The organism is Parvularcula oceani (genome assembly GCF_000733125.1).
GTDB lineage: Bacteria > Pseudomonadota > Alphaproteobacteria > Caulobacterales > Parvularculaceae > Parvularcula > Parvularcula oceani.
This window is the reverse complement of record NZ_JPHU01000019.1, coordinates 1-26,248: the sequence shown is the minus strand read 5'-3', so window position 1 is coordinate 26,248 and position 26,248 is coordinate 1. Positions and strand designations below refer to the sequence as shown.

Sequence of the window (26,248 nt, the reverse complement as noted above, 5' to 3'; positions counted from 1 at the left end):
CGACATCAAACGGCAGTTTCCGTAGTCTTCAGAGATTGGCTATCCATGACCGCAGCCGGAGGACGGAGCTCGCGGCCGTCACTCTCGTGGTCGAGCACGACCAGGGTTCCGGCGGCTCGCTCCAATAGCGAGCCTTACCGATCCGGCAGAACCAGCCCCAGACCGTCGTGTGCGGCGGGGGACCGCGCGGCAGCAAGCACCACGGGCAGCCGGTCCGCGAGACAGAGAACGCGGCTCAACGATCCGCCGGTACGGCCCCTTCCACGGCTGCTCCGTCCCAGCAAAGTGCGGCAGGAGCGGACCGATCACCGCCTACTCCGCGTCTCTCAGGTCGGGTGAGTAGAGCAGGCCCGAACAGCTGTGCTGCTCCCTGATGGCCGGCGCCGACGGGGCGATCTCCGCAAACTTTAACACCTACTGGAATCACCGGGACGACGATCCGCAACCGTTTCCTTACGGCTCCGAGAATGCTCGTTCTTCCAAACCCAAAGGGACGTAACCGGTTCAAAGCAAGGGCACGATGTTTAGTAGTTCTGACAGTCCTCTACATCTACCGGCCCGCCAGTCAGTATGCCATCGATGATATTGAGCAGTGTAACTACCCGCGGATCAGTCATTCGATAATGAACACGGCGTCCATTTTGCTCTCCGGCAACGAGACCGCATTCGCTTAAACACCGCAGGTGGTTTGAGGCATTGGGCTGCGACAGATGTGTCGCATCGACGATTTCTCCCACGGACAGAGGCCCTCCCCTCAACGCTTGGAGGATTGCTAGCCGCGAGGGATCTGTGACCGGCCCCCATCGAGTGGTCCGGTTGCAATGTTAGAGCATGGATGCCTCCTGCGCCACGGCTGACGGGAGGCGGAGCGTAGCGGAGCCGGACGGCAGCCGTGGCGCTCCTGTCGAGGCGGGGGCGGTCGCCTCCGGTGCGGGTGGTCGGTAGCCAAGGGCGCTGTGTGGACGGACGGTGTTGTAGTGGACCCGCCAGGCTTCGATCAGGACGCGGGCCTCGGTGAGGCTGTAGAAGATCTCGCGGTCGAGGAACTCGTCCCGGAGCTTGCCGTTAAAGGACTCGTTGTAGCCGTTCTCCCACGGGCTGCCAGGCGTGATGAAGGCGGTCTTCACGCCCAAGCGGCCGAGCCATTCGCGGACGACGGTAGCGGTAAACTCCGAGCCATTGTCGGACCTTATGTGCTCAGGCGGGCCGCGCTCGGCGAAGAGGTCCGCCAGGGTGGCAAGGACATCGTCGCTCTTCAGCTGCCGGGCGACGGGGAGCGCCAGGCATTCGCGGGTGTACTCGTCGATCACCGTCAGCATGCGCAGCTTCCGTCCCTCGTGCGTTCGGTCCTGGACGAAGTCGTAGCTCCAGACATGGTTCGGCCGGTCGGGCCGAAGCCTCATGCACGAGCCGCCGGCGAGCCAGAGCCTACCCCGCTTCGGCTGACGCTGCGGCACCTTCAACCCTTCGGTCCGCCAGATCCGCTCGACGCGCTTCAGGTTCACTCGCCAGCCCGCGTCGCGCAGGAGGGCGGCGATCCGGCGGTAGCCGTAGCGTCCGTACCGGCTCGCCAGCTCCACGATGTCGGCGGTCAGCGCGGCCTCGTCATCCCGGCCCCGCGGCGCTTTCCTCTGCGTCGATCGATGCTGCCGAAGGACACAGCAGGCGCGCCGCTCGGACACGCCTACCGCTTCCCGCACGTGATCGATCGCCAGCCTTCGGCGCGCGGGGCTCAGTAGTTTCCCTTGGCAGCCTCGCTCAGGATCATCTTGTCGAGCGTCAGGTCCGACACCGCCCGGCGGAGCCGCTGATTCTCCCGCTCGAGCTCTTTCAGCCGCCTCGCCTGATCCACCTTCATGCCGCCGTACTCCCGGCGCCACCTGTAATACGTCTGCTCCGTCACCCCGATCGCCTTCGCCGCCTGCGGCGTCGTCTGACCTCTCGCGATCAAGACCTCCGCCTCACGCAGCTTGCCAATGATCTCCTCAGGGCTGTGCCGTTTGCGTCCCATAACCCGCTCCTTCCAAGCGATATCCGAACATACAGTCCGGACCACTCAGAAGGGGGCAGGCCAATGAGGGCCGGTCACGGGGGGCGTCAGCTCGAGGGAAGGGCGTAGAGGATCACCTCACCCTCTTTGTCCACCTCGGCGACCTGGTTGACCATGACGTCCTGCGGGTCGCCATGCGCAGAGATGTGCGCCAGCACCGCAAGGAGCAGCTGATAGGACCGTTCGCGGCCGACATTAGGCAAAATGATCAGGCCAGGGTGGATTTCCTTGGCGGCTACGAGCGCTCGAAAATCCCGCGCATTTTCGGTCACCACGACGAGGTCGCCCTCGATGCACTTCCGCAGGACGACGTGGTCGGGCTCACCAAGGCGACCGAGGTGGATTGCGTGAACGGCGTAGTGCTCGCCGTCCTCGCTCAACCGATGCGCCAGGGTCGGCGATAGGCACTCGTCCAGGAACAACCGCACGCCGCGTCAGGAGGCAGGAAGCTCATTGCGGTCAATCTCCTCGCGCCGCCACGGCCGACCACTCGGCTTACCCCGCAAGGGATGTGTTCGCGCGTAGAGCACGGCGGCCTCGACCGCCTCGGGCGTCAGGCCAGGATGCTCTTCGGCAATCTCCTGGGCTTTCTCTCCTTCCTGAACCCGGCCGAGCAGAGCGTAGACGCTGACGCGTGTCCCCCGCACGACCGGCGTTCCACCTAAGATGTCTGGATCAGACACGACGTGAGCGTTCCGCGCTGCGAGGTAGCGGCGGGCGGCTTCCGCAGCAGGCCCTGCAAGCTTGTCCAATTCCAGGTAAGCTCCCGGCGCAAACTCCACCATCCCAAGACCACCGGAGGCTCGCACCTTCCACATTTCCCTCACGGCTTTCGCCAGAGCCTTCTTGTTTTTCAGTTCAAGTCGCCCGAGGCCGGATCGATCAAGCGCGGTGAGAATAACCACAGCGTCCGCCCCTAGAGCGCGCTTCGACCCTCCCTTCAGACGGCACCGCATCGGCTTGGCCGCAACGACCTTTGTTTCGATCGCCTTCTCAACTGTACGGACAGGGACACCGGCAAGGGTGGCAACCTCGCGCGGCGTCAAATCGTCCGAGGGGAAAGGCACGGTCGCAGACATATTTGCTCCTCTTCAGGGAAGAATATGAACCTTGTCGCCTCAGTCCGCAATAGCAGTCCGAACCTCTGACGTGGCTCTGGCATTAAGCGCCCGCCACACGGTGGTCCGGCTGATGCCGAGCCGGCTCGCGATCTCGGTTGGCCGCAGCCCCTCCTCGTGGCGCAGGCGGCGGATCTCACCGGTATCGGCTTTGACCTTGCGTCCCTTGTAGATGCCGCGCGCCTTCGCCCGCTCGATCCCCTCGATCTGCCGCTCGCGGCGCAGGTTGGTCTCGAACTCGGCGAACACCCCCAGCATGTCGAGGAAGGCTTTGCCGGCCGCCGTGGAGGTGTCGATTGGCTGCTCGGTCGCCTGAAGGCTCGCGCCCTTGGTGCGGAGCTCCCGCACCACGTCCTGCAGATCGCCGATCGACCGCGCGAGCCGGTCCACGCGCGTCACGACAAGCGCGTCGCCCTCACGGACGAAGTCGAGAAGGATCCGAAGCTCGTCCCTGCCCTGCCGCGAGGTGCCGGAGACCTTCTCCTCGCGGATGACGGTGCAGCCGGCCGCCTTCAGCGCCTCGCGCTGCAGGTGTCAGCGTACTCCTTCGATCCGACATTCAGGCTCGCGCTTACACCGTTTGGTTTTCTTCATTCGAGGCCTCGACACGGGATTTGACGAGCTGGCCGTGTCGCAGAGGAATGCGAGCGACCGTCCCGTCGGGGAAGTCAGCAACGACACGTAGACTGCCTCCCATGCCACGCACGTAGCGCTCGAGCGTGCCGATCTTCGTCGCGGCCAGCTCAGCGCGTTCTAAGCGGGAGATGTCACCCTGCGCCACGCCTGTCCGCTCAGAGAGCTCAGCTTGCGTGATCGATAGGGCCTTGCGGATCTGCGCCAGGTGGAGCGTCTCAAGCGTCGCGTGCGCGTCCGCCTCGACCCGCTTGCGGCGCTCTACAGGCAGCGCATCGATGCGCTCACGAGCAGGTCGGAAGTCCGCTTTCTTTAGCTTGGTCATCTCAGCCACCTTCCTCTCAATCTCCAGCGGCTAGCCACTCGCCGAACCGCTCGTCGGCCGTCGCGATCAGCCGCTTGTAGAACCGCTTCTGGTTTTGACCTTCCTTGTCGCCACCGACGAGCACGACAGCATTGCGGTCATGATCGAACGCAAAAGCGAACCGCCACACACCATCGAGTCTGAACCGCAACTCCTTCATGTTCGCGAAAACGGAGGCGTTCAGCCTGTCCGCCCAAGGTCGGCCAAGCTCGGGACCGGCCTGCTCAAGCACCAGCAGCATGGCGTCGAGCTTATCCGAGACCGCCTCGGGCAACTCTCCACGCTCGTCCGCGAATGCGGGATGTTCCAGAACCGTCCGATTCACAACATGATATAGGCTCTAAGCTATATAATGTCTAGGCTATAATTAGGTCGGATGATGATCGTCCTCCCGCAGCGCCCGCCACACGGTGGTCCGGCTGATGCCGAGCCGGCCCGCGATCTCGGTTGGCCGCATCCCCTCCTCGTGGCGCAGGCGGCGGATCTCACTCGCATCGGCCTTGACCTTGCGCCCCTTGTAGACGCCGCGCGCCTTCGCCCGCTCGATGCCCTCGATCTGCCGCTCGCGGCGCCGTGTCCCCAATCAGCGCATAGTCCCCGATCGGGGCATAGCGAGGCGTTGTCGCGGGCCGCAGCGCATCTCCTCCCGAAGCCGTCACGGCGCCTCACACCTCGCCGCGGCGCCCAGCAGCGATCATCCGGTCCGCGATCCGGGCGGCATTGGCGAGAATCGTCATGGACGGGTTCACCCCTCCCCCGGTCGGCATCAGCGACCCGTCGCAGACCCAGAGGTTCGGCACGTCCCAGCTTCGCCCGTCCGCGTTGACTACTGAGGTCTTTGGGTCTTCTCCCATCCGACACCCCCCCATCAGATGCGCGGTCCCCTCCGTCTCGAAGCGATTCTTGCCCTCGGCCGCTTCGATCATCCGGCCCATGAAGTCGAGCGCATGGGCATAGAGTCGCTTGTCGTTGTCGCAGTAGCCGAAGGTGACGCGCGGGCGCGGCAGGCCGAGGTCATCCTTCCCCTCCGAGAGGGTGACGCGATTGTCCGCCTGCGGCATGGTCTCGCCGACCATCTTCAGGCCTGCCATGCGGTTGTACTTCGCCATGCGCGCGCGAAGATCCATGCCGAACTCGCCGGAGTTGGTGACGATGCTGGTTGCGAAGTCGCTCGGCAGCGGCCCTTGGCTCATGAAGGCATAGCCGCCGTCGAAATCCTTGGTCGGATCGTCATCGGCATAGTTCCAGTGCTCGCAGCACGCCATGGAGGGCGGGCCCTTGTACCAGCGGATCTCCTCGTCGAACTCGGCCCAGACCGCGTGATTGCTGTGCACCATGAGGTGCCGGCCGACGAGGCCGGAGCTGTTGGCGAGGCCGTCCGGATGCCGCGCGCTGTGCGAATTGAGGAGGAGGCGCGGCGTCTCGATCGAATAGCCCGCGACGATGACGTGGCGCGCCTTCTGGAACCGCCAGCGTCCCTCGCGGAAATAGGCGACGCCCGTGGCGCGGCCCCAGCGATCCGTCTCGATCCGGCCGACCGTGGCGAGGTCGCGGATCTCCGCGCCTGCGGCCAGCGCGCGGGGAATATAGGTGACGAGCACGCTCTGTTTGGCATTCGTCGAGCAGCCGATCTTGCACATGCCGCGATAGACGCAGGGCGGCGATTTTCCGTGCGGGGCCGACAGGGTGCAGAGCGGCGTCGGCGCCCAGTCGATCCCGAGCGCCTCGGCGCCGCGGGCCAGAACGAGACCGGCCGCGTTCACTTCATGCGCACGGTAGGGATAGCGCCCGCGCTTCGGCCCCCAGGGATAGCGGATCGGCCCGGAAATCGAGCAGGCCTTCTCGACCTCCTCGTAATAGCGCCACATCTCGCGCCAATCGACGGGCCAATCAGCGCCGTAGCCGAGCTTCGTGCGGGCTTGGAACCATTCGGGCCGGAAGCGCAGCGCGACCATCTGGAAGTGGACGGTCGAGCCGCCGACGCAGCGGCCCGAATTGTTGGAGCCGAGCTCGATCGGATTCTCGCCATCCGAAATCCGCTCCTCGAGCCAGTAGAGCTTCTCCTGCTCGCGCTCGTCCGAGGCGAAATCCGCAAGTGGACGGAAGAACGGCCCGGCATCGAAGGCGACGACCGATCCGCCCGCCTCCGCCAGCTTGGCCGCCAAGACGCCGCCGCCGCAGCCGGTTCCGACGATGGCGAAGTCCACTTCCTCCTCGTCGCGGAACTGGGCCATGGGCACGCAGTCCTCGCGGCTGAAGACGTCGGGCGCTCGCCCCGATACCGCGCGCGGGCGCAGCTCGGCCGCATCGTCCAGAACGCTCACCCGCCCGCTCACTGCCGCGCCCCCTTTTCCGAGAGCGGCGCCTCCCACGGGTCGGCCTCGTTCGGACCGAGACGGACATAGCCGCGCGGCGAGGCCGGACCGCCATAGCCGATCTCGCTCATCGCGGCCGGATGGACATAGTACACCGACACGATCCATTTCAGGAGCAGCTTGCGGAAGAAGTCCTGCGCCGGCAGGTCCCGCCATGCTCCGGAGGCGGCGCATTCGCCCTGATTGATCGCGGACAGAATGCTATCCTGCTGCGCGTCAGCCAGTTCGGCGAAGGTCGAGCCGTGCCGCGCCTTCGCCTCCGCGTCGATCGCGGCCATTCCCTGCCGCCATGCCGTCCGGTCATCGGGCATTGCGGCATAGCGGGTGCCCGTTCCGCGCCCGGCGTGAAGGTCGCTGTCGATAAAGGGGGCGATGGGCACGGGGGCCGCACGCCCAGGCTGCGGCACGACCCGCGCGCAAACAGCTTGAAGCGTGGTGAATTCCGCAGCGGTGAAGAAGCGGCGCGGGGGCACCTCGTCCATCCGCTTGGCGAGGGCTTCCCGCGTCTGATCGTTGTACGAGGGCGTATCCCACTTCTCGAGCACGTCGTAGCGCGGATAGGGAGAATCGAACCTGTCGTCGGTCATGAAGATCGCTCCTCACTTCCAAGGGCGTCGAGCGCTGCGAGCCCGGCCATCGCCAGGCCGGTGAAGCTGATCGGCGCGGGAGTCGGCGGGCCCGCAAGGCTCGTCTGCCGCCAATTGTGCCAGCCGCCCATGTTCCGATGGACGCCCCAGACGTGGAAGGCCGTTCCCACGACGCCCAGCACTGCCACGCCGCGTGCCGCCCAGCGGGTGACCTCCCGGCCCGAATCGGTCGGATTGGCCGCCTCGCCGATCAGGAAAAGGCCGGTCGCGGGCGGCACGGTGACCGGCAGCCACATGGCCGGGTTGTGGAAGGCGCCTCGGAAATGCAGGAGCCCCGCCTCGGCCGCCGTCACGAGGAGCGAGCCACCCGTGGCCAGCGCGAGCCCGCGCCCCGCCTCCGGCAGGCTCCATGCGAGCGCCTCGTTCCCTGTCCGATTTCCGTCGACCGGAGCTATGGACAGCGCTTCGGAGGTCAGTCCCAGCAGCCCTGAAATGGCGAGAGCCCCCGGCGCGCCGAGGGGCGCAGCGTAGAAAAGATTGTTCCAGGACAGCCCGCCCGGCCGCTTGGTGACGTTGTAGAAGTGGAAGCCCAGCCCCGCAGCGCCGACCGCGAAGCTCAGGGCATGTCCCAGGCGAGGCAGACGCCCGGTGCGGTCGGGGCGCGGTTCCGCGAGCGATGCGGCGATCGAAGCCGCGGCGGTCGCCGGCGCGAGGACCATCGCCCGGTTGTGAAAGCCGCCGCGGAAATGCTCCATCGCGCTGTCCATCAGCACGCTGGCCCCCAAGATCGCGGCGCCGTCGCGGGCCTTGCGGGTCGCGCGCCGATGGACGGGATCGGATTTGCGTTCCGGCCTGAGGGCGGAGCCGATGGCGAAGGCCGCGACCAGTGCTATCACACCTCCCGCCGCGACGGCGTCGAGGCCGATGCTGCGAGATCCACGCTCGCGGTGGGCGGCTTGCCGCGCACTCATGCGCGGGCACCTTTTCGCCTCACGGTCACCGGCAAGGCGCCTGCATCCGCGCGATCTCCGCTCTTTGCGATCATGCTTCCCGCTTGGCTCTCCGACTGCCTGCGACATCCTGCCTGTTCGGGCCGCTAACGCGGTCGCGAGGGGAAAGTTTCACCTGCTGCGCCTGCAGAAGTGGCTCCCGCCGCTTGCGGCGGATGCGGAACCGGCCCGTCTTGCGTGTGTTGCGTGGATAGATTGTCGCACCGCCGGAGGGTGCGGCCGGGGCTGCCCGCATGCGCCCCGCGAAGTTGGCCGGTGTGGCAGGCCGAACGGTTCCACGCACCAGAATATCGGAGAGCATGATGTCCAAGACAGTCGGCGATTATATCCTCGAACGCCTGCACGATTGGGGTGTGCGGCGCATTTTCGGCTATCCGGGCGACGGCATCGGGGGTCTCGTCGCGGCGCTCGGGCGGGACGACAAGATCGACTTCGTCCAGACCCGGCACGAGGAAGAAGCCGCCTTCATGGCTTGCGCACACGCCAAATGGACCGGAGAGGTCGGGGTCTGCCTCGCGACTTCGGGGCCCGGTGCGATCCACCTCCTCAACGGCCTCTACGATGCCAAGCTCGACCACCAACCGGTCCTCGCCATCGTCGGCCAGCAGGCGCGCGCCGCCCTCGGCGGCAGCTACCAGCAGGAAGTCGACCTCAATTCGCTCTTCAAGGACGTCGCCGGCGAATACGTCCACACCTGCATGGTGCCCGCGCAGACGCGGCATCTCATCGACCGCAGCATGCGCATCGCCGCCGCCGAGAAGACCGTCACGACCCTGATCTTTCCCAATGACGTGCAGGAAGAGAAGGCGGTCGAGACGCCGCCCCATGCGCATGGCACGGTCCATTCGGGGATCGGCTTCCGCGCGCCGCGCATCGTGCCGCAGCGCGAGGATCTCGAGGCGGCAGCCCGCATCCTGAACGAAGGCGAGAAGGTCGCGATCCTGGCGGGCGCGGGCGCGCTCGAGGCCGGTCCCGCCCTCGCCCAGACCGCCGAGGCCCTCGGCGCGGGCGTCGCCAAGGCGCTGCTCGGAAAGGCGGTGCTGCCCGACGACCTTCCATTCGTCACGGGGTCCATCGGGCTCTTGGGCACCGAGGCATCGGACTGGATGATGCGCCATTGCGACACCCTGCTGATCGTGGGGTCGCGCTTCCCCTATTCGGAGTTCCTGCCGAAAGAGGGGCAGGCGAAATGCGTGCAGATCGATCTCGATCCGAAAATGCTGTCCATGCGCTATCCCGCGGACGTGCCGCTGACCGGCGACGCCGACGCGACGCTGCGCGCGCTCCTGCCGCTTCTCGAAAAGAAGGATCGGCGCCGCTGGCGCGAGAAGATCGAGAAGCGCGTCGAGGACTGGTGGGAGACGGTCGCGGATCGCGGCCATGGCGAGGCCGATCCCATCCACCCCGAACGCGTCTTCCTCGAAGCCTCGCCCCGCCTTCCCGACCGCACGATCCTCTCGGCCGATTCCGGCTCGTCGGCGAACTGGTACGCGCGCGGCATCAGGATCCGCGAAGGGATGAAGGGGTCGCTGTCGGGGACGCTGGCGACCATGTGCCCCGGCGTTCCCTACGCGACGGCGGCGAAATTCGCCTTCCCCGACCGGGTGGCCGTTGCCTTTGTCGGTGACGGCGCAATGCAGATGCTCGGCAACAATGCGCTCGGCACGATCGCGAAATACTGGAAGGAATGGGATGATCCGCGCCTCGTCGTCGCCGTTCTGAACAATCGCGACCTGAACCAGGTGACTTGGGAACTGCGCGTCATGGGCGGCTCGCCGAGCGTACCCGAAACGCAGGACGTGCCGGGCTTCGATTACGCAGGCTATGCCCGCTCGCTCGGCTTGGACGGCGTGACCGTCACGGACCCCAATGAGCTCGGTGCCGCCTGGGACCGGGCGCTCTCGGCGGACCGGCCCTTCGTCATCGACGCCCATACCGATCCGGACGTCCCCACTTTGCCCCCGCATGTCTCGCCCAAGCAGGCCAAGAGCTATGCCGAAGCCCTTCTCAAGGGCGATCCGCATGCAGGCGGCATCCTCTGGCAGACCTTCAAGGCCGTCACGGCCTGATGCGCCCCGAGGCGCCGATCACGGATGTCCGGACGGCGGCCTATGTCATCCCGACCGATGCGCCGGAATCGGACGGGACGATAGAATGGTCCTCCACCGGCATGGTCTGCGTCTGGATCGAGGCCGGTGGCGAGACCGGCTTCGGCTACAGCTATGCTGCGCCCGCCGCCGCGCAGCTCGTCGACGGGGTGCTGGCCGAGGCGGTGAAGGGCAGGACCGCCCTGGACATTCCCGCTATCGGCGCCGCGATGGATACCGCCGTGCGCAATGTTGGCCGGCCCGGCATCGCGGCCATGGCGATTTCGGCAGTCGATATTGCGCTGTGGGACCTGAAGGCCCGGCTCCTCGGTCTGCCCGTCGCGGACCTTCTGGGCCGTGCACGCCCGGATATCGCGGCCTACGGCTCCGGCGGCTTCACCAGCTATGACGACGAGACGCTCTGCCGTCAGCTCTCCGCGTGGGCGGCCGAGGGTCTCTTCGCGGTGAAGATGAAGGTCGGCCGCGAACCCGCGCGGGATCGGGCGAGGGTCGAAGCGGCACGCGCGGCCATCGGAGACAGTTGCGAACTCTTCGTCGACGCGAACGGCGCCCACACGCCGAAGACTGCGCTGGCGCAGGGGGCGGCCTTCGCCGATCAGGGCGTCACCTGGTTTGAGGAACCCGTGACTTCGGACGATCTGGACGGGCTCCGGACGGTTCGCGAGCAAGGGCCGCCCGGCATGACCATCGCCGCCGGCGAATACGGCTATAGCGCCTGGTATTTCCGCCGGATGCTGGAAGCGCAGGCAGTGGATGTCCTGCAGGCCGACGCGACGCGCTGCGGCGGCTTTTCGGGCTTTAAGCAGGCCGATGCGCTGACGGCGGCCCACCACCTGCCGCTTTCGGCCCACTGCGCGCCGTCCCTCCACGTGCATGCCTGCTGCGCCGCCCGCAATGCGGTGCATCTGGAATGGTTCCACGATCATTGCCGGATCGAGCGCATGCTCTTGGATGGTGCACCTTTAACGCATGGTGGTCGCGCCGCTCCGCCCGATGCCGCCGGACTCGGACTCACGCTAAAAGAATCGGACGCTGCCCCCTACGAAGTGTGAAGTTGCTTTGCCCTGCCCCTTTCTCAGTGGTCCGGACGAAGCTTGCGTGCTACTTTGGTGCGCACCAGGCCAACCTTTCAGCAGGATTATGACAGCGCTAGGAGATTCGTATTGCGGTCCCGCCATTGGGCCTGCGGACCTTCCTGCCGCATGGAATCTCGATCCTGTTCTTTTGATCGGCCTCCTGAGCGGCCTCCTCCTTCTGTGGCGGCACGACCCCCTGTGGAGCAGCATCGCGTTCGCGCTCCTGCTGGCCGCCTTCGTCTCTCCGCTCTGTTCACTCAGCGTGTCCCTCTTCTCGGCCCGGTCGGTCCATCACGTGATCCTGATCGCGCTGGCCGCGCCGTGCCTGGCCCTCGGCCTGAGGGTGTCGCGTCCCTTTCTTCCCGCTCTTCCCGCGAGCCTCCTGCACCTTCTCGTCCTGTGGGGCTGGCACATCCCTTCCGCCTACAGCGCCGCGCTGTCGAACGACCTGATCTATTGGGTGATGGAGCTCAGCCTTCTCGGCAGCGCCGTCGCGCTCTGGCACGCCGCGCTGCGGACCGAGGCACGGCTCGATGCCGCCATAGCGCTGCTCGGCACCATGATGCAGATGGGGCTCCTCGGCGCGCTTCTGACCTTCGCCGGACGCCCGCTCTACGAGCCGCATCTCTTCACCACCCTGCCCTACGGCCTCTCGCCGCTGAGCGATCAGCAGCTCGCCGGTCTCATCATGTGGGTGCCCGGCAGCCTGCCCTATCTGGCGGCGGGCGTTCTGTGCCTGCTGCCGGTGATCCGCGGCGAGACGGCGAGATCGGCCTGATGGCCTGGCTCAAGGCGCTCCACATCATCGGTCTCCTTCTGTGGGGCGCAGGCCTGCTCTACCTGCCGGGCCTCCTCCTGCAGGAGAGGCCCGAGGACGAGGCCGAGGCGAACCGCATCCGCTATGCCAGCCACTTCACCCTGACCGCGATCCTCGCGCCCGCCGCCTTCGCGACCATCGCCTCGGGCACGATCCTTCTCTTCGTCGCCGACGCCCTGCATGGCTGGATGTTCGTCAAGCTCGCCTTCGTCTCGGCTCTCGTCGGCGTGAATATCTGGATTGCGCGGCTCCTGCGCCTGCTGGACGAGGGACATGCAAGGTACGGCCAGCGCTGGACGAAGCCCGCAGTCGGCGTCACCGCGGTGGCGATCGCCGCTATCCTGTTCCTCGTCCTCGGCGAGCCCGATCTCTCGCTCTCCGTCCTGCCGGAGTGGGTGCGCACGCCGGGTGGTCTTCGCGACTATCTCTCCTCGATCTCCATGCCGATCTGATGCTCGAAGACCAGCTTGCCCCCATGCCAGCCTGCCAGCCCGACGGCGCCGAAGCCGAGGAAGGACAGGAACAGCCCCCAGGGCAGCGCCGCCTCGATCCCGTAGACGAGGCGCAGGGCCCAGTTCGCGCCGATGACCGCCAGCAGCATCATGGCGGCGATGGCGTGGCTCCAGACTTCCGGCCGGCGCCGGATCCCCGGCGCGAGTATCAGCTCGGCCGAGCCCGACACGGCCGAAGCGACTCCCAGGGCGAAGCCCCAGCCGCTCGTCCACAGCGCCGTGCGTGCGAAGAAGGCATCGCCCGACCACCAATAGAACAGATCGCTGCCCAGGGTCGCGCTGGTCAGGGCGATGGGAAAGTTGACGAGCATGACGTGCACGGGGTGACCGGCCACGGCGACGACGGATTTGAGTTCGTAGTCGCGGCGGGGACGAAGAGGACTGACCATGGGAGGCTCCGGGCAGGACGGGACAGGAGTTTATGCGGCGCCGCCCTCGCGTCCATCCTCCTGACCGCCTGTTCGGGCGACTATTCCGCCTTGGACGCCGCCGGCCCCTCGGCGGAACGCTTCGGCATGCTGACGCTGGTCCTGACCGCAAGCTCCGCGGCGATTCTCCTCGGTGTCATGGCCGTGGCGCTCTATTCCTTTCGGAAAAAGCGGCGCGGCCATCGCCTGCCCGAAGGCGTCTTCGTCGGCGCGCTCGGCCTTGGTTTTCCGTCCGTCGCGCTCCTCGCGCTTCTCATCTACGCCCTGCTCCTCAGCGACGCCTGGGTCGGGCGGACCCGAACGCCGGAGCTGACGGTCGATGCGGTGGCAGCGCAGTGGGGGTGGACGTTCAGCTATCCGGACGCTCCCGGCGCTCCGGATAGCGAGAACGTTCTCCACCTGCCTGCGGGTGTGCCTGTCGCTTTCCGCGTGACCAGCACGGACGTCATTCACAGCTTCTGGATCCCGCGCCTCGGCGGTAAGATCGATGCCGTTCCGGGGCGGATCAACACCATCATGCTCGAAGCCGATGCCGCCGGCGCGATGGGCGGTCTCTGCGCCGAATTCTGCGGCGTCGGGCACAGCCTCATGGACTTCGAGGTGAGGGTCCATGAGCCGGACGGCTTTGCCGCCGTTCTTTCCGGGCTGGAGGGAGCATGACCCTGGGGCCGGGCGAGCACGATCCCCTGCGCCTGCACAGGGCGTTCGAGGAGGTGTGGGCGCCGCCGCGGGGCTGGCGCGCCCTCGCCGCGGTCAACCACACCGTCATCGGCAAACGGTTCATGGCCACCGCGTTCTGCTTCTTCTTCGTCGGCGGCGTGCTCGCGATGATGATCCGGGCACAGCTGGCGACGTCGGAGACGCAATGGCTGACGCCTGCGGCCTACAATCAGGTCTTCACCATGCACGGCACGGTGATGATGTTCCTCTTCGCGATCCCGCTGATCGAGGGCTTCACGCTCTACATGCTGCCCAAGCTGCTCGGCGCACGCGACCTCGCCTTCCCGCGCTTAAGCGCCTTCGGGTACTGGTGCTATCTGTTCGGCGGGTCGATCCTGCTGGTCGCGCTCCTTCTGGGAGCGGCGCCCGACGGCGGCTGGTTCATGTATACGCCGCTGTCGAGCAAGCCCTATTCGCCCGGGATCAACGCGGACGTCTGGCTTCTCGGGGTCACCTTCGTTGAGGTCTCCGCGGTCTGCGCGGCGGTCGAGTTCATGGTCACGGTACTGAAGGTCCGCACTGGCGGCATGTCGCTGTCACGCATGCCGATCCTCGCCTGGTATCTGTGGGTCACCGCCGCGATGATGCTGTTCGGCTTTCCGCCGCTGATCCTCGGCTCGATCCTCCTCGAGCTCGAACGGGCTTTCGGCTGGCCCTTCTTCACCCCTGCGCTCGGCGGCGACCCGCTGCTCTGGCAGCACCTCTTCTGGCTGTTCGGCCATCCGGAGGTCTACATCATCTTCCTGCCGGCGGCGGGCGTCGTCTCGACCGTGCTGCCGACGCTGAGCGGCCGGCCAATCGTCGGCTATAGCTGGCTCGTCGCAGGCCTGATCGCGCAGGGCTTCATCAGCTTCGGCCTCTGGGCCCACCACATGTTCGCCACCGGCATTCCCGACCTGTCGCTCGCCTTCTTCTCGGCGGCCAGCCTCCTCGTGGTCTTCCCGACAGGCGTGCAGATCTTCGCTTGGATCGCCACCCTGCTGAAGGGCCGTCCGCGCCTCGAGCTGCCCATGCTCTACGTACTGGGCTTCCTCTTCGTCTTCACCGCAGGGGGACTGACCGGGGTCATGGTGGCGCTCGTCCCCTTCGACCTTCAGGCGCACGACACCTATTTCGTGGTCGCGCACCTGCACTACGTCCTGATCGGCGGTTTCCTCTTCCCGGTGCTGGCGGGCCTCTATTACTGGCTGCCGCATCTGACCGGCAAGGCGACATATCCGGTGCTCGGCCGCACCGCTTTCTGGCTGATCTTCCTCGGTTTCAACGCCTCGTTCCTGCCGATGCATCTGACCGGCCTGCTGGGCATGCGGAGGCGCATCGCGGACTACCCAGCCGAGCCGGCATGGGACGCGCTGAACCTCTTGTCCTCCGTGGCGTCCTTCGTCCTCGCCTTCGGCTTCGCTCTGGTTCTGGTCGACACCGTCCTGACGCTCCGCTTCAGCCGAGCGAGCCTGCGCGATCCCTGGCGCGCCGGAACGCTGGAATGGCAGATGCCGACACCCTCCCCAGCCTACAATCTCGCCGCCCTGCCGAGGGTCGAGGCGCGCGACCCCGCCTGGACCGACGAGAGCCTTGGCGCCCGCCTCGCCTCCGGCCACGGCTATCTCTCCGCCGTCAGGAACGGCTGGCGCGAGACCCTGGGCGTCCATGCGCTCACCGGCGAGCCGGACCAGATCCTCATCTATCCCAAGCCGACCTTCATTCCGCTGCTGACGGCGGCGTGCCTTTGCGCCTTCGTGCTCTGCGTCCTGTTCAAGCTCTATTGGGTGTCGCTGCTGGGTCTTTCGGGCGTCGCGGTCTGCGCCTGGCGCTGGTTGTGGCAAAGCGGCCTCAAGCGCGATTTCGGCGCCCTCGATGCCGGCCTCGGCACATCGGTGCCGCCGCACACGGAAAGTCCGGCCGCGCCGAGCTATTGGGGCATGGTCTTCACCCTAATGGCGAACGGCACGCTGTTCGGCGCGCTCGTCTTCGGCTTCCTCTTCCTGAACGTGTCCGCCCCCGGCTGGCCGCCGCCGGCTCCCGCGTCGCCGAACCCTGTCTTGCTCGCGGCGGCGGGAACAGGCCTCATCGGCGCTGGCGGACTAGGCCTCTTCGCGCCGCGAGCCGCGGCGGGCAGCGGCGCTCAGCGCCTCCTCCTTCTCGCCGCAGCCGCCTCCCTCCTCGCGCTGTTCGGCTTCGCCGGCCTCTTCGCGCAGCTCCTGGGCCGCGCGCCGACCCACGCCTATTTCGCGGCCCTCGCCGTCGCAGCCGCCTATGGGGCCCTTCATGCGCTGATCGGCGCCCTCGCCGCGTTCTACGCTGCCTTGCGAGAGCGCCGCGGCTACGCGTCAGCCGCCAGGAGGACCGAGGTGCGGGCGCACAGGCTGTGGCAGCTCTACGCCGCCGGCACGGGCGCGGTCGTGCTCTTCATGCTCATGACGGGAGGCGGCGCATGACCGGAGGCTGGCGCGGCGCGCCGCTGACCAGACTGCTGGCGCTCGTCTCGGCCTATCTCCTCTGGAGCCTCGTCTTCGTCTGGCTCTATGGCGGCCACGGCGTTCTCTGCCAGAGCGGCCTTTCCCGCCTCGTCAAGCCGGTCCTCGCGGCAGGTGCGGCCGGTCTCCTCGGCCTTCACGCCCTGCTCCTCTGGCGCCTGTTCGCGTGGTACAGGCGGACTGAGGAGGAGAGAATCCTGCCGCGCCTGGCGGTCCTGCTCGCGGCGAGCGCAATGCCTGCGGCAGCCTGGCTCTTTCTTCCGGTCCTCTTTCTTAGCACCTGCACCTGATTGAGGTGACATGCCGAAAGTGGTCCAGATCGTGACTTAGAGCCCGCGCGAGAAGTCGGGTTGAGTGGCTGGCGGCCGCGTGATTCCTGGAGGTGCTTGATGTCTCTGGGAGACCGCGATGTGGACGCCAGCCACCCGCGCGCAGCATAGCCGGAAGGGGCTGCGCTATCCATCCGACCTGACCGATGCGGAGTGGAGGGCGGTAAGGCCGCTCCTGCCGCCACCTTGCCGGATGGGCCGCCCTCGGAAGTGGCCAATGCGCCGGATCATCGAGGCGATCTTCTACGTGCTCAGGTCCGGATGCCCCTGGGCGTTCCTGCCGAAGAGCTTCCCGCCCGAAGGTACAGTCCGGCACTGGTTCGCCCGCCTGCGCGACGAAGCCGTCTTCGAGCGCATGGCCCGTGCCCTCGGCGTGATCGACCGTGAGCGGACAGGCCGCGAGGCCAGCCCCTCCGCCGCCGTCATGGACAGCCAGTCCGTGAAGACGACAGAGGCAGGCGGGCCGCGTGGTTACGATGGCAGCAAGAAGATCGTCGGTCGCAAGCGGCACGCCCTCGTGGACACGGATGGCAGGCTGCTCGTGGTGCAGGTCGGCCCTGCCAGCGTGCAGGACCGCGACGCGGCAGGCCCGCTCGTAACGGCTTCTCGCTCGCGCTTCCCCTTCGCAGACCTCGTCTACGCCGACGGAGGCTACCATGGACCGCGTGCCCGCGATGCTAGTGCGGTCCCGCTCCAGATCGTCAAGGGCGTACGCGGCCAGTCCACCTTCGTCGTCCAACCGCGCCGATGGGTCGTCGAACGAACCTTCGCCTGGCTCGGGCGGAACCGCAGGCTCTGGAAGGACGCAGAAAGCACCACCGCCTCCCCCGCCGCCTTCCTCTACGCTGCTTCCGCCATGCTCCTCACCCGGCGTATCGCTCGGACCTCATGACTTCTCGCGCGGACTCTTAGTTTTCGGGCGGCTCCGACGAGGAGAAGGAGGACGCCATGAAGCGCAAGAGGTACTCGGTCGAGCCGATCGTCGCCGTCCTGAAGCAGGCGGAGATGGGGATGCCGGTAGCGGATCTGGTCCGGCAGACGGGGATCACCGAGCAGACCTTCTACCGCTGGAAGAAGAGGTACGCCGGGCTCGAGAGCGATCAGGTTCGCGAGCGATGTCAGGTCCAGGAGGAGAACGCTCGGCTGAAGCGGCTGGTCGCGGATCTGAGCCGCGGGCGAGGCCGTGCTGCAGGACGTCCTGTCAAAAAGGTCCCGGACCGGCGCTGATGAAGAAGGTCGTCGCCTACGTGGTGGAGAGCCACGGCTACAGCGAGCGCCGGGCCTGCAAGCTGACGCGGCAGCACCGGTCCACCCAGCGGAAGGTCCTGACGACCAACCCGCTTCTCGAGTTGCGGCAGCGGATGCATGAGATCGTCGCCACGAGGGTCCGCTATGGCTACCGGCGGGTCCACATCCTGCTCAGGCGGGAGGGCTGGGAGGTCGGCCGCAACCGGGTCTATCGGCTGTACCGCGAGGAAGGCCTAGCCCTCAGGTCCAAACGGCCGCGCCGCCGGAAGATGGCGATGCATCGGGAGGCGCGATGTCAGCCGATGGCACCGGGCGAGGCCTGGAGCCTGGACTTCGTCCACGACCAGCTGGTGAGCGGGCAGAAGATCAGGGCCCTCACCGTGATCAATGTCTTCACGCGCGAGTGCCTGGCGATCGAGGTCGGCTACCGTCTGCGCGGCGAGAACGTCGCCGAGGTGCTGAACCGCCTCGTTCGTTCACGCGGTGCGCCGAAGGCCTTGTTCGCGGACAACAGCCTGCCCCGGACGTGATCCGGGGGCGCAGAGTTCACCGGGTAGATCGCCCGTCTCTGGGCCTACCACCACAAGGTCCGCCTCGACTTCTCCCGCCCCCGCAACGCCGACCGACAATGCCCACATCGAGTCGTTGGGCGGCTCGCTCCGGGACGAGTGCCTGAACGTCCACTGGTTCGAGACACTGGTCGAAGCCCGCCAGCAGATCGAGAGCTGGCGGGTCGACTTGGGCGAGAGCCGGCCTCACATGGCGCTCGGCAACCTGGCTCCTGCACAATACGCTTTGCAGACCAGGCAACCGCGTGAGACGATGAGATCATCAGCCCCCGAAAACTAACCCTGGGACCGGACCACCAGACCCAAACACTTCAGATCCGGATGCCACCTGCGAAGACGTCCGCGGGCGCACGATGACTGTCTTGAGAGGCGTCGAATCGAAGATCGCCCGGTTAGAGCGCATGCGCGCTGCGCTCAAGGACCTCGCCAGAGAGTGCCCGCGAGACGCGCCGATCGCCCGTTGCACCATCCTTGATGCCTTGACCGGAGAGGTGAAGAAAGCGGGTTGACTCCGTACCATGGTACGGAGCGCAAGTAGGCTGTACCGTTCAAAATGGAGCACGAAATGAAGAAGAGATTCGCAATCCTCCTGGGTACGGGCATCGCTGCCCTTCCTGCCGCGGCCTTCGCCATGACCACACTGGCGAACTGCCCGATCTGTCCCTGACCGCGAGCGTCCCGACCCGCCGGCCTCTGCATGGCGGGCGGATCGGGCTTCGGGGTCGATCATGGCGAAACGTGTCGGGTCTGCGACTTGAGTACCGTCCGCAGTGAAGCCGTTCGGCAACCATCCGATCGAACGCACATGATCTTGCTTAGATAGCACAAGACGCCCTCACTCTGTTCAGGTTGCCATTGAGTTCTAAACCATCGCCTGGATGCATAAACCGGCGATAGAAAGGATCAGAAATGAACAATTACAAGGTGCGCACTATCGCGCTCGGCGCTTCTTCAGCAGCCCTTCTCGCTATCGGCAGCGCAGGCGCCTTTCAGCAAGACCCAGGTGACGGAGATCGCGGGCAGATGATGGACAACATGCCGATGATGGACGGCATGATGGAGGACATGTCCATGATGAAGGACGCCGCCATGGGGGTGGGTGTCATCGAAGAGATCGATGTCGACGAGGGGCGCATCCTTCTCGACCACGAGCCGATCGAGAAGTTCGGCATGCCGGCCATGGCGATGCTCTTCGAGGTCGCTGAGAAGGTCGACCTCTCCGAACTGGAGGTCGGCGATGACGTTCATTTCATGCTGGCTAAAGCCGATGATGGCGATCTCGAGATCCGTATGATTTGCGACGCGAAGCACATGCGGAAGATGGGTTGCATGGACATGAAGGGCGAGAAGATGCCGGGCACGAGCGCCTCGTCCGACGCGGAAACCATAGAGGACTAGTCCCCGCCGCATGCCGAGGCTGAGCCCGCTTTAGGCGGGCTTCGGTCCGATCGGAGGTACGATTGGACCCTGGGCCGCAATGTTCGCGGGTTCGTTCAGCCGGGCCGTATCCTGAAAAACTTCCGAACCGAGCTAGGCTCGGACCAGAGCGACAGATGGACGGCGGCTTCCTACAGACCTGGCACGAGAGCGCGAATACGGCGCTGGGACTCTTCTGGACGGCGTTCTGGGCGTTCGGCTTCGGCTATCTAGTGTCCTGAATCGGAACTCCCGTTCATTTTCAGGCAGAAGCGTTTGACGGCAGCGAGGATGTCGTCGGCGGACTTGGTCCAGCGGAAGGGTTTGGGGTCCTGGTTATGGCTGTCGATGTAGGCGTGGATGGCTTGCTGGAGCTCGTCCGTAGAACGATGAACCCCTCGACGGATCGCCTTCTCGGTGAGGGCAGAGAAGAAGCGTTCCACCTGATTGATCCAGGAGGATGAGGTCGGCGTGAAGTGCGGGTGCCAGCGGGGATGGCGGGCGAACCAGGCCTTGATCGTCTTGGTCTTGTGCGAGGACGCGTTGTCCATGACGACGTGGACGTCGAATTCCTTGGGAACGTTAGCCTCGATCTCGTTCAGGAACCGCTCGAACTCGACCGCTCGGTGACGGGAGAAGCAACGCCCTGCGACCTCGCCGGTGGCCACATCGAGCGCAGCGAAGAGTGATGTCGTGCCGTGCCGGACGTAGCGGTCCGATCGGCGCTCGGGCATGCCCGGCATCATAGGCAGGACCGGCTTTTCTCGCTCGAGCGCCTGGATCTGGGACTTCTCGTCCACGCACAGCACCAGAGCCCGCGCCGGCGGGTTCAGGTAGAGGCCTACGATGTCCCTGACCTTCTCCACGAACAGAGGGTCGGTGGAGAGTTTGAAGGTTTCCGCCCGGTGCGGCTGCAGCCCGAAGGCCTGCCAGATGCGGTGCACCGTCGACGGCGCGTAGCCCGTCTCCTTCGCCATAGAACGCAGGCTCCAGTGCGTCGCGCCCTTCGGGGTCGTCTCCAGCGTCTTCGCGATGATTGCGGCGATCTCCTCGTCCCCGATCTGCCGCGGCGCGCCTGGCCGGGGCTCGTCGTAGAGCCCGTCCATCCGACCCTGTGCGAACCGCTTCCGCCAGCGGCCGACCGTGTGGTTGTCCGTGCCGACCTCGCGCGCGATCGCAGCGTTGCTCAGGCCATCCGCTGCCAGGAGCACAATCCGCGCCCGCTGCGCCAGGTACTGCTCAGTCTTCCGACGACGGACCAGTGCTTCGAGACCGCCCGCTCCTCCGCCGACAGCGTGATCTCGACGACCTTGTAGCGTGCCATGTCCTCCTCACATCCAAACTCGAAGGATATGTAGGAAACTTCTCGATCAGGACACTAGGTTGGGAACCCAAACAGGCTGCTGTTGGCGTTGAACTTTCCGCCGCCGAATGGGTTCGGTCGGTGGAGGTGAGCCATGGCCGATCTGTTCTGGTTGTCCGACGAGGCGTGGAAGGCGCTCGATCCGCACCTGCCGCACGGGAAGCCCGGCAAGCCGCGGGTCGATGATCGGCGGGTGATCTCGGGCATCCTGTTCGTCCTAAAGACGGGCTGCCGGTGGCGGGACGTCCCGCCCGAGTACGGACCCTCGACCACGATCTACAACCGCTACAATCGGTGGTCGCAGCGGGACATTTGGCAGCGCGCCTTCGCGAAGATGGCGGCGGCTGGGGAGGTGCCGGACGAGCTCAGTTTGGACAGCAGCCATGTGAAGGCCCACCGCTCCGCCTCGGGAGCAAAAAGGGGAAAGAGGCAGAAGCGATCGGCCGTTCGCGCGGCGGCAGAACGACGAAGATCCATGCCCTGGCCGATGATCGCGGCCGACCGCTCGCCATCCTCCTGACGCCAGGGAACGCCTCCGACATCGTCGTCGCCCGGCAGATCGTCGGTGCGGTCGCACCCTCCAAACGAATGCTTGCTGACCGCGCCTACGATGCAGAGCCCTTCACTTCTGGCTGCGCGATAGAGGCACCGAAGCGGTCATCCCCTCCACCCGCTCGCGGAAGACACCGTTTCCGCTAGACCGCAGAGCCTATGCCCGACGCAACGTCGTAGAGCGCCTCTTCTGTCGGCTGAAGAACTGGCGACGCATCGCCACGCGCTACGACCGCCTCGCACGGAACTACCTCAGCGCCATCGCGCTCGTAGCCGCCGTCACTACTTGGTCCGTATGAGTCCCCAACCTAATCTCCTCGATGATCCAGGTCCTTGTGACCGAGGACCGAATGCAGGAGACGATGGGCAAGGAAGGGCCGAAGTCCGTCGCGCTGGGCACCTTCTTCGGCTTCATCAGCTCATCGTGTAGCTTCGCCGCCCTGTCAGGCACGCGCGCGCTGTTCGCGAAGGGGGCGGGGCTCGTCCCGTCGCTTGCCTTCCTGCTTGCCTCGACGAACCTAGTGGTCGAGCTCGGCATCATCATCGCGATCTTCCGTCGGCGTACGCTTACTTTTGGCCAAAGGGTCCGGTCGATGAGCCTGGCCGAGCGGCGGGCAATGATCGATCCGGAGCACGGTCATCTGTCAGTGGCCGTGCAGTGCCACTTGGCGTCGGTCAGCCGGTCCTCGTTCTACTACCGGCCGGTGCTCGAGGCGGCCGAGACGCTGGCGCTGATGCGGATGATCGACGAGGCGTTCCTAGAGATGCCTTGGTACGGCAGCCGCCAGATGGCGCGGCACCTGATGCGCGAGGGGCACGCGGTCGGCCGTCACCGCGTCCGAAGGCTGATGCGGAAGATGGGCCTCTCGCCGATCTACCAGCGGCCGAGGACGAGCGATCCGCACCCCGAGCACCGGGTCTACCCCTACCTCCTGCAAGATCTGGCGATCACCAAGCCGGACCACGTCTGGTGCGCGGACATCACCTACCTGCCGATGCGGCGAGGCTTCTTGTACCTCGTCGCCGTCATGGACTGGGCGCGCCGCAAGGTACTCGCCTGGCGCCTGTCGAACACGATGGCGGCGGACTCCTGCGTAGAGGCGCTCGAGGAGGCATTAAGGCGCTACGGTCGCCCTGCGATCTTCAACACCGATCAGGGCAGCCAGTTTACCGGCTCCGCCTTCACGGACGTGCTGCGAGCTGCCGAGGTGAGGATCAGCATGGACGGGCGAGGCCGCTGGATGGACAACGTCTTCATCGAACGGCTCTGGCGGTCCGTGAAGTACGAGTGCGTCTACCTGCATGCCTTCGAGACCGGGTCGGCGCTGCGCGCCGGCCTGCGCGACTGGATCGGCTACTACAACGCCCGAAGGCCGCACTCGGGGCTCGACGGCCTCACGCCGGACGAGGCCTACGGCGAGACGACGACGCCAGGAGCGGGACATGCCCCGCTCCTGGCCCTACGAAACCTGGCGGCATGAACCCCAAACCGAAGTAGCTTAGCCCAGCCGCCAATCTGTCCAGACGAGTGGGACCACCTCAGCCGGGTCTACGTCGATGGCGAGAGCAGGTTGATACATAAGGATCTTTGTCAGAACGGTCTAGCATCCTGCGGCGGTTCGGGGGGCGGGCAAAGGTGTGGTTTTCGCCAAGGGATCTTGCCACATCGATCCATGCGAGCCTTATCCGGGAGGGAAGGGGCGCCGCAGCTCCCGCCACACCGCTATCCTCCGGCTGAGGCGATTCCCTCCTTCAAGCTCGTCATCGTGTATGGCTTCTCGACCACCGGGCAGTCCGGGAACTGGCCCTCGAGCCCCTGACGGCCGTAGCCGGTCACGAAGAGGACAGGGACGCCGCGCGCGAGAAGGCGCCTTGCGATCTCGAAGCTGCGAGCATCGTCTCCGAGGTTCACGTCGAGGACGGCGAAGTCGTACCGGGCGTGACCGTTCACGGTGCGAAGGCCGCCCTCCAGCGTGTGTGCCGTGTCGGCGACCTCGTAGCCGAGCGCCTCGACGCTGGTCTCGAGCATCATCAGGAGGATCGGCTCGTCCTCGACCAGGAACGCCCGCTTCTTCGCAGCCACTCCGTCCCTCTCACACCCGGCCGGTCATGCGGCAGACAACGCCTTCCTTATCGAAGGCGATCGAGATTTCACCCTGGATCTCCATGGACAGAAGGCGGGTGAGCATGAGCGATCCGAACCCTCTGCGTTTCGGCTCCTCGACGGCCGGCCCTCCCCTCTCGCGCCACTCAAGCGCCAGCTGATCATTCTTGCAGGTCCAGGTCACGATCACCTTTCCCTCCTGATTCGAGAGAGCGCCATACTTCGCCGCGTTCGTCGCCAGTTCGTGAAGCGCCATGGCGAAAGACTGCGTCTTCTTCGCATCGAGCTCGATGCGAGGGCCGTGCAGCGTGAACCGGTCGTCGCCCTTCTCGTCGAGACCGAACGGCGTGAGCGCCAGGCGCAGAACGGTCCCAAGATCCGTCGGCCGCCACTCCGCCTTGGTGAGGAGGCTGTGAACGCCGGACAGCGCCTGAATGCGGCCGATGAAGTCCTCATAGGCGGTCTCATGCCCAGGCAGCCTGCGCAGCGAATGCGAGGCGATCGCCTGCACGGTCTGCAGCGTGTTCTTCACACGATGGTTCAGCTCCTTGGCGAGCAGGTCGGCATGCTCCTTCGCCAGCTTGAGATCGTGGACATCGGTGCAGGTGCCGAGCCAGCGGACGATGCTGCCCTCTCCGTCCCGAACCGGCAGGGCCCGACCAATCGTCCATCGGTAGACACCGGTGTGGTGGCGCAAACGGTACTCGACCTCATAGGGCTCTCCGGTCGCGAGGCTGTGCCGCCAGCGCTGCCAGGCTTCGCCTTGATCATCAGGATGGAAGAGATCGCTCCATCCCTCGCCGTCCGTCGACCCTTCGGGCACGCCGGTGAACTCGTACCAGCGGGCATTGTAGAAGTCGTGATGGCCGTCCGGCCGCGTCGCCCAGACGATCTGCGGCATGGCCTCGGTCATCGTCCGAAACTCCGCCTCGCGGCGGGCGAGTTCGAGCGCCTGTTCCTTCTGATGCGTGATGTCGACGACGACACCAGGGAAGCTGACCGGCCGGCCTCCGTCGCCGTAGAAGCAGCGGCCGCGGGCCAGGACCCATGCCGCCCTGCCATCCGGCGCGGCGACACGGTACTCCTGCTCGTAGTCCTCGCCGGTCTCGAGCGCGCGCCAGATGGCGCCCGTTACGCGCTCCCGGTCCCGTGGGTCGATCGAGCCGATGAATGTCTCGATCGCCATTCCGCGTTCGGCCTTCTCGGGGGCGATGCCGAAAAGGCTTGCGAAGCGACTGTCCGCCCGGACCGCGTCTCCTGGCACGTCCCACTCCCAGGTGCCGACGGCGCGCCCTGCCGAGAGTGCGAACTGTAGGCGGTGCTCGGTCTCAAGGAGCTTGTCCTTGGCGGCGATCTCCTCGGCCGTGCCGCGCACCTCGATGATCGTCCCAACCGGTTGGCCGTCGTCGTCTCGAAGCGGGCTCGCGGTGAAGGCGACGGGATAGAAGCTGCCGTCCTTGTGAACGAAGACCTCCTCGCCCTGCTCGCGCATGTTCTCCGGGAAGGCCTGGTCGATCGGACACTCTTCGAGGGGGTGAGGTGAGCCGTCCGGCCGTGTGTGATGCACGACGTCGTGGAGCGGCCGGCCTTTCGTTTCGGCGAGCGAATAGCCGGTCAGCGCCTCCGCAGCGGGGTTCATGTAAATACAGTGCTGGCGCTTATCCGTGATGAACATGGCGAGCGTCGCGTTCTCGCAGACCGCCTGCCAGAGACCGATCTGGTCGAGCAAGCCCGGCAAGCCGTCGCGACTTGAGGACGGGGAAGCGGGACGTGCAGGCCGGGTGCTATCCATGAGGGTCCGAAACGAGAAATCCGTGCTGGTTCTGCGTTCTCGCGGAAGGGCTTGGATCGCGCAAGGCAGCTGTCCGCCGCACGACGCGGCGCTTCGGGCCTTTCTTGCTGGAGCGGCAACGGCAGAATGACGGGCCGCACGGCGGGACCGGCTCGAGCAGTCCACCAAGCAGCCGGTAAACACAAACCTAAGTGCCTCAAACGGACGCCACCCGAACATATCGCTCGGACCAACCAAAAGGCGGCAGGCCAAAGGGTTCCGAACCTAACTCTCCTCGCCAACAGTATCCGCTGCATGAGCGCCCCGCTGGCCGAGAGGCTCACCAGGTCCTCTGGTGGTATCCTTCTTCGTCTGGCGCTCGAGCTCCGCGTTGATTTCGGCGCCGAGCAGCACAACAAAGCAGGTCAGGAACAGCCACATCAGGAGGACGATCGCGCCGCCGAGCGTGCCATAGGTTTCGTTATAGCTGGCGAAGTTCGAGACATAGACGGAAAAGCCAACGGAGCCGAGGAGCCAGAGGACGACGCCGAGAATGGCGCCGGGCGTGATCCAGGACCAGCGCGGCTCGTCGCGATCCGGTGCGTAGCGGTAGAGGATCGCGAA

Annotated in this window: 24 protein-coding genes and 5 pseudogenes; 13 read left to right on the top strand and 16 right to left on the bottom strand. The window is 66.1% G+C overall.

Translation table 11 applies throughout. The features are described from left to right. Window positions 1-524: 524 nt before the first annotated feature. The 11 genes from IE88_RS17940 to IE88_RS0115195 all read right to left on the bottom strand — a co-directional run bounded on the left by IE88_RS17940 (window position 525) and on the right by IE88_RS0115195 (window position 8,098). Window positions 525-737, bottom strand: coding sequence for an ArsR/SmtB family transcription factor (locus IE88_RS17940; RefSeq protein ID WP_238319325.1), 213 nt, complete (start codon window positions 735-737; stop codon window positions 525-527). An 87-nt stretch (window positions 738-824) separates the two neighbouring features. Next, window positions 825-2,011 (bottom strand): IS3 family transposase gene (locus IE88_RS0115245; protein WP_156032646.1). Its coding sequence is split into 2 segments (ribosomal slippage): window positions 825-1,747 and window positions 1,747-2,011, totalling 1,188 coding nucleotides; the frame shifts between segments, so codons are not numbered across the junction. Between the two features lie 86 nt (window positions 2,012-2,097). After that, window positions 2,098-2,478 (bottom strand): DUF5615 family PIN-like protein, encoded by a 381-nt coding sequence (locus tag IE88_RS16825; RefSeq protein ID WP_036767479.1) that lies wholly within the window; start codon window positions 2,476-2,478, stop codon window positions 2,098-2,100. 6 nt (window positions 2,479-2,484) lie between these two features. Continuing rightward, window positions 2,485-3,129 carry a DUF433 domain-containing protein gene (locus IE88_RS18435; RefSeq protein WP_051882355.1) on the bottom strand — a complete coding sequence of 215 codons (645 nt, stop codon included), beginning with the start codon at window positions 3,127-3,129 and terminating at the stop codon, window positions 2,485-2,487. 39 nt (window positions 3,130-3,168) lie between these two features. Continuing rightward, window positions 3,169-3,699: a recombinase family protein gene (locus tag IE88_RS0115225; RefSeq protein ID WP_051882354.1), complete on the bottom strand. Its 531-nt coding sequence runs from the start codon at window positions 3,697-3,699 to the stop codon at window positions 3,169-3,171. Between the two features lie 40 nt (window positions 3,700-3,739). Further along, window positions 3,740-4,126 carry a helix-turn-helix domain-containing protein gene (locus IE88_RS16815; RefSeq protein WP_051882353.1) on the bottom strand — a complete coding sequence of 129 codons (387 nt, stop codon included), beginning with the start codon at window positions 4,124-4,126 and terminating at the stop codon, window positions 3,740-3,742. 16 nt (window positions 4,127-4,142) lie between these two features. After that, window positions 4,143-4,439, bottom strand: a complete 297-nt coding sequence (locus IE88_RS0115215; RefSeq protein WP_238319323.1) for a type II toxin-antitoxin system RelE/ParE family toxin — start codon at window positions 4,437-4,439, stop codon at window positions 4,143-4,145. Window positions 4,440-4,532: 93 nt separating this feature from the next. After that, window positions 4,533-4,748, bottom strand: a complete 216-nt coding sequence (locus IE88_RS0115210; protein ID WP_031556181.1) for a helix-turn-helix domain-containing protein — start codon at window positions 4,746-4,748, stop codon at window positions 4,533-4,535. Between the two features lie 82 nt (window positions 4,749-4,830). Next, window positions 4,831-6,480, bottom strand: coding sequence for a GMC family oxidoreductase (locus IE88_RS0115205; RefSeq protein WP_031556180.1), 1,650 nt, complete (start codon window positions 6,478-6,480; stop codon window positions 4,831-4,833). A gap of 17 nt (window positions 6,481-6,497) precedes the next feature. Beyond that, window positions 6,498-7,127 (bottom strand): gluconate 2-dehydrogenase subunit 3 family protein, encoded by a 630-nt coding sequence (locus tag IE88_RS0115200; RefSeq protein WP_031556179.1) that lies wholly within the window; start codon window positions 7,125-7,127, stop codon window positions 6,498-6,500. Then, entirely contained in the window at window positions 7,124-8,098 is a 975-nt protein-coding gene (locus tag IE88_RS0115195) for a hypothetical protein (protein ID WP_156032645.1), read from the bottom strand. Before IE88_RS0115195 ends, IE88_RS0115200 begins: the two co-directional genes overlap by 4 nt. 341 nt (window positions 8,099-8,439) lie before the next feature. On the opposite strand from IE88_RS0115195, the gene IE88_RS0115190 reads away from it, so the two are divergent. The 4 genes from IE88_RS0115190 to IE88_RS0115175 all read left to right on the top strand — a co-directional run bounded on the left by IE88_RS0115190 (window position 8,440) and on the right by IE88_RS0115175 (window position 12,590). Then, a complete protein-coding gene (locus IE88_RS0115190) occupies window positions 8,440-10,206 on the top strand; it encodes a thiamine pyrophosphate-requiring protein (protein ID WP_031556177.1) in 1,767 nt (588 codons plus the stop codon). Next, window positions 10,206-11,297 carry an enolase C-terminal domain-like protein gene (locus tag IE88_RS0115185; RefSeq protein ID WP_031556176.1) on the top strand — a complete coding sequence of 364 codons (1,092 nt, stop codon included), beginning with the start codon at window positions 10,206-10,208 and terminating at the stop codon, window positions 11,295-11,297. The genes IE88_RS0115190 and IE88_RS0115185 overlap by 1 nt, the downstream gene beginning before the upstream one ends. A gap of 172 nt (window positions 11,298-11,469) precedes the next feature. After that, window positions 11,470-12,099 carry a cytochrome c oxidase assembly protein gene (locus IE88_RS0115180; protein ID WP_202900521.1) on the top strand — a complete coding sequence of 210 codons (630 nt, stop codon included), beginning with the start codon at window positions 11,470-11,472 and terminating at the stop codon, window positions 12,097-12,099. Next, a complete protein-coding gene (locus IE88_RS0115175) occupies window positions 12,099-12,590 on the top strand; it encodes a CopD family protein (protein ID WP_031556174.1) in 492 nt (163 codons plus the stop codon). The genes IE88_RS0115180 and IE88_RS0115175 overlap by 1 nt, the downstream gene beginning before the upstream one ends. Here the strand turns inward: IE88_RS0115175 and IE88_RS0115170 are convergent. Then, on the bottom strand, window positions 12,560-13,039 hold the full coding sequence (locus tag IE88_RS0115170) for a DUF2231 domain-containing protein (protein ID WP_031556173.1): 480 nt from the start codon (window positions 13,037-13,039) through the stop codon (window positions 12,560-12,562). The two genes, IE88_RS0115175 and IE88_RS0115170, sit on opposite strands and share 31 nt — an antisense overlap. A gap of 90 nt (window positions 13,040-13,129) precedes the next feature. Between IE88_RS0115170 and coxB the strand changes: the two genes are divergently transcribed. From coxB to IE88_RS17630, 6 genes and pseudogenes are all read left to right on the top strand, one after another. After that, window positions 13,130-13,738: a cytochrome c oxidase subunit II gene (gene coxB, locus IE88_RS0115165; RefSeq protein ID WP_036767476.1), complete on the top strand. Its 609-nt coding sequence runs from the start codon at window positions 13,130-13,132 to the stop codon at window positions 13,736-13,738. After that, window positions 13,735-16,233 carry a cytochrome c oxidase subunit I gene (gene ctaD / locus IE88_RS0115160; RefSeq protein ID WP_031556172.1) on the top strand — a complete coding sequence of 833 codons (2,499 nt, stop codon included), beginning with the start codon at window positions 13,735-13,737 and terminating at the stop codon, window positions 16,231-16,233. Before coxB ends, ctaD begins: the two co-directional genes overlap by 4 nt. After that, a complete protein-coding gene (locus IE88_RS0115155; RefSeq protein ID WP_031556171.1) occupies window positions 16,230-16,562 on the top strand; it encodes a hypothetical protein in 333 nt (110 codons plus the stop codon). Before ctaD ends, IE88_RS0115155 begins: the two co-directional genes overlap by 4 nt. Window positions 16,563-16,680: 118 nt before the next feature. Next, window positions 16,681-17,493, top strand: coding sequence for an IS5 family transposase (locus tag IE88_RS0115150; protein ID WP_031556169.1), 813 nt, complete (start codon window positions 16,681-16,683; stop codon window positions 17,491-17,493). A gap of 56 nt (window positions 17,494-17,549) precedes the next feature. Then, a pseudogene (locus tag IE88_RS17935) lies at window positions 17,550-18,698 on the top strand (IS3 family transposase). 629 nt (window positions 18,699-19,327) lie between these two features. Beyond that, window positions 19,328-19,816 carry a copper-binding protein gene (locus IE88_RS17630; RefSeq protein ID WP_051882349.1) on the top strand — a complete coding sequence of 163 codons (489 nt, stop codon included), beginning with the start codon at window positions 19,328-19,330 and terminating at the stop codon, window positions 19,814-19,816. Window positions 19,817-20,064: 248 nt separating this feature from the next. Here the strand turns inward: IE88_RS17630 and IE88_RS16805 are convergent. Beyond that, window positions 20,065-21,158: pseudogene (locus IE88_RS16805) on the bottom strand (IS630 family transposase). A 133-nt stretch (window positions 21,159-21,291) separates the two neighbouring features. On the opposite strand from IE88_RS16805, the pseudogene IE88_RS17930 reads away from it, so the two are divergent. The 3 pseudogenes from IE88_RS17930 to IE88_RS0115105 form a co-directional block, all read left to right on the top strand. After that, window positions 21,292-22,048: pseudogene (locus IE88_RS17930) on the top strand (IS5 family transposase). 21 nt (window positions 22,049-22,069) lie between these two features. Further along, a pseudogene (locus IE88_RS18730) lies at window positions 22,070-22,336 on the top strand (permease); the annotation flags it as partial. Then, window positions 22,322-23,230: pseudogene (locus tag IE88_RS0115105) on the top strand (IS3 family transposase); the annotation flags it as partial. The pseudogenes IE88_RS18730 and IE88_RS0115105, both read left to right, overlap by 15 nt. Window positions 23,231-23,472: 242 nt before the next feature. On the opposite strand, the gene IE88_RS0115100 reads toward IE88_RS0115105, so the two are convergent. The 3 genes from IE88_RS0115100 to IE88_RS0115090 form a co-directional block, all read right to left on the bottom strand. Then, the gene (locus IE88_RS0115100) at window positions 23,473-23,832 is read right to left on the bottom strand and encodes a response regulator (RefSeq protein ID WP_031556160.1); all 360 of its coding nucleotides are present in this window, start codon (window positions 23,830-23,832) and stop codon (window positions 23,473-23,475) included. A gap of 10 nt (window positions 23,833-23,842) precedes the next feature. Then, entirely contained in the window at window positions 23,843-25,582 is a 1,740-nt protein-coding gene (locus tag IE88_RS17625) for a sensor histidine kinase (RefSeq protein WP_051882348.1), read from the bottom strand. 327 nt (window positions 25,583-25,909) lie between these two features. Continuing rightward, the coding region (locus tag IE88_RS0115090) for a YihY/virulence factor BrkB family protein (RefSeq protein ID WP_031556156.1) at window positions 25,910-26,248 on the bottom strand (339 nt) is incomplete at its 5' end.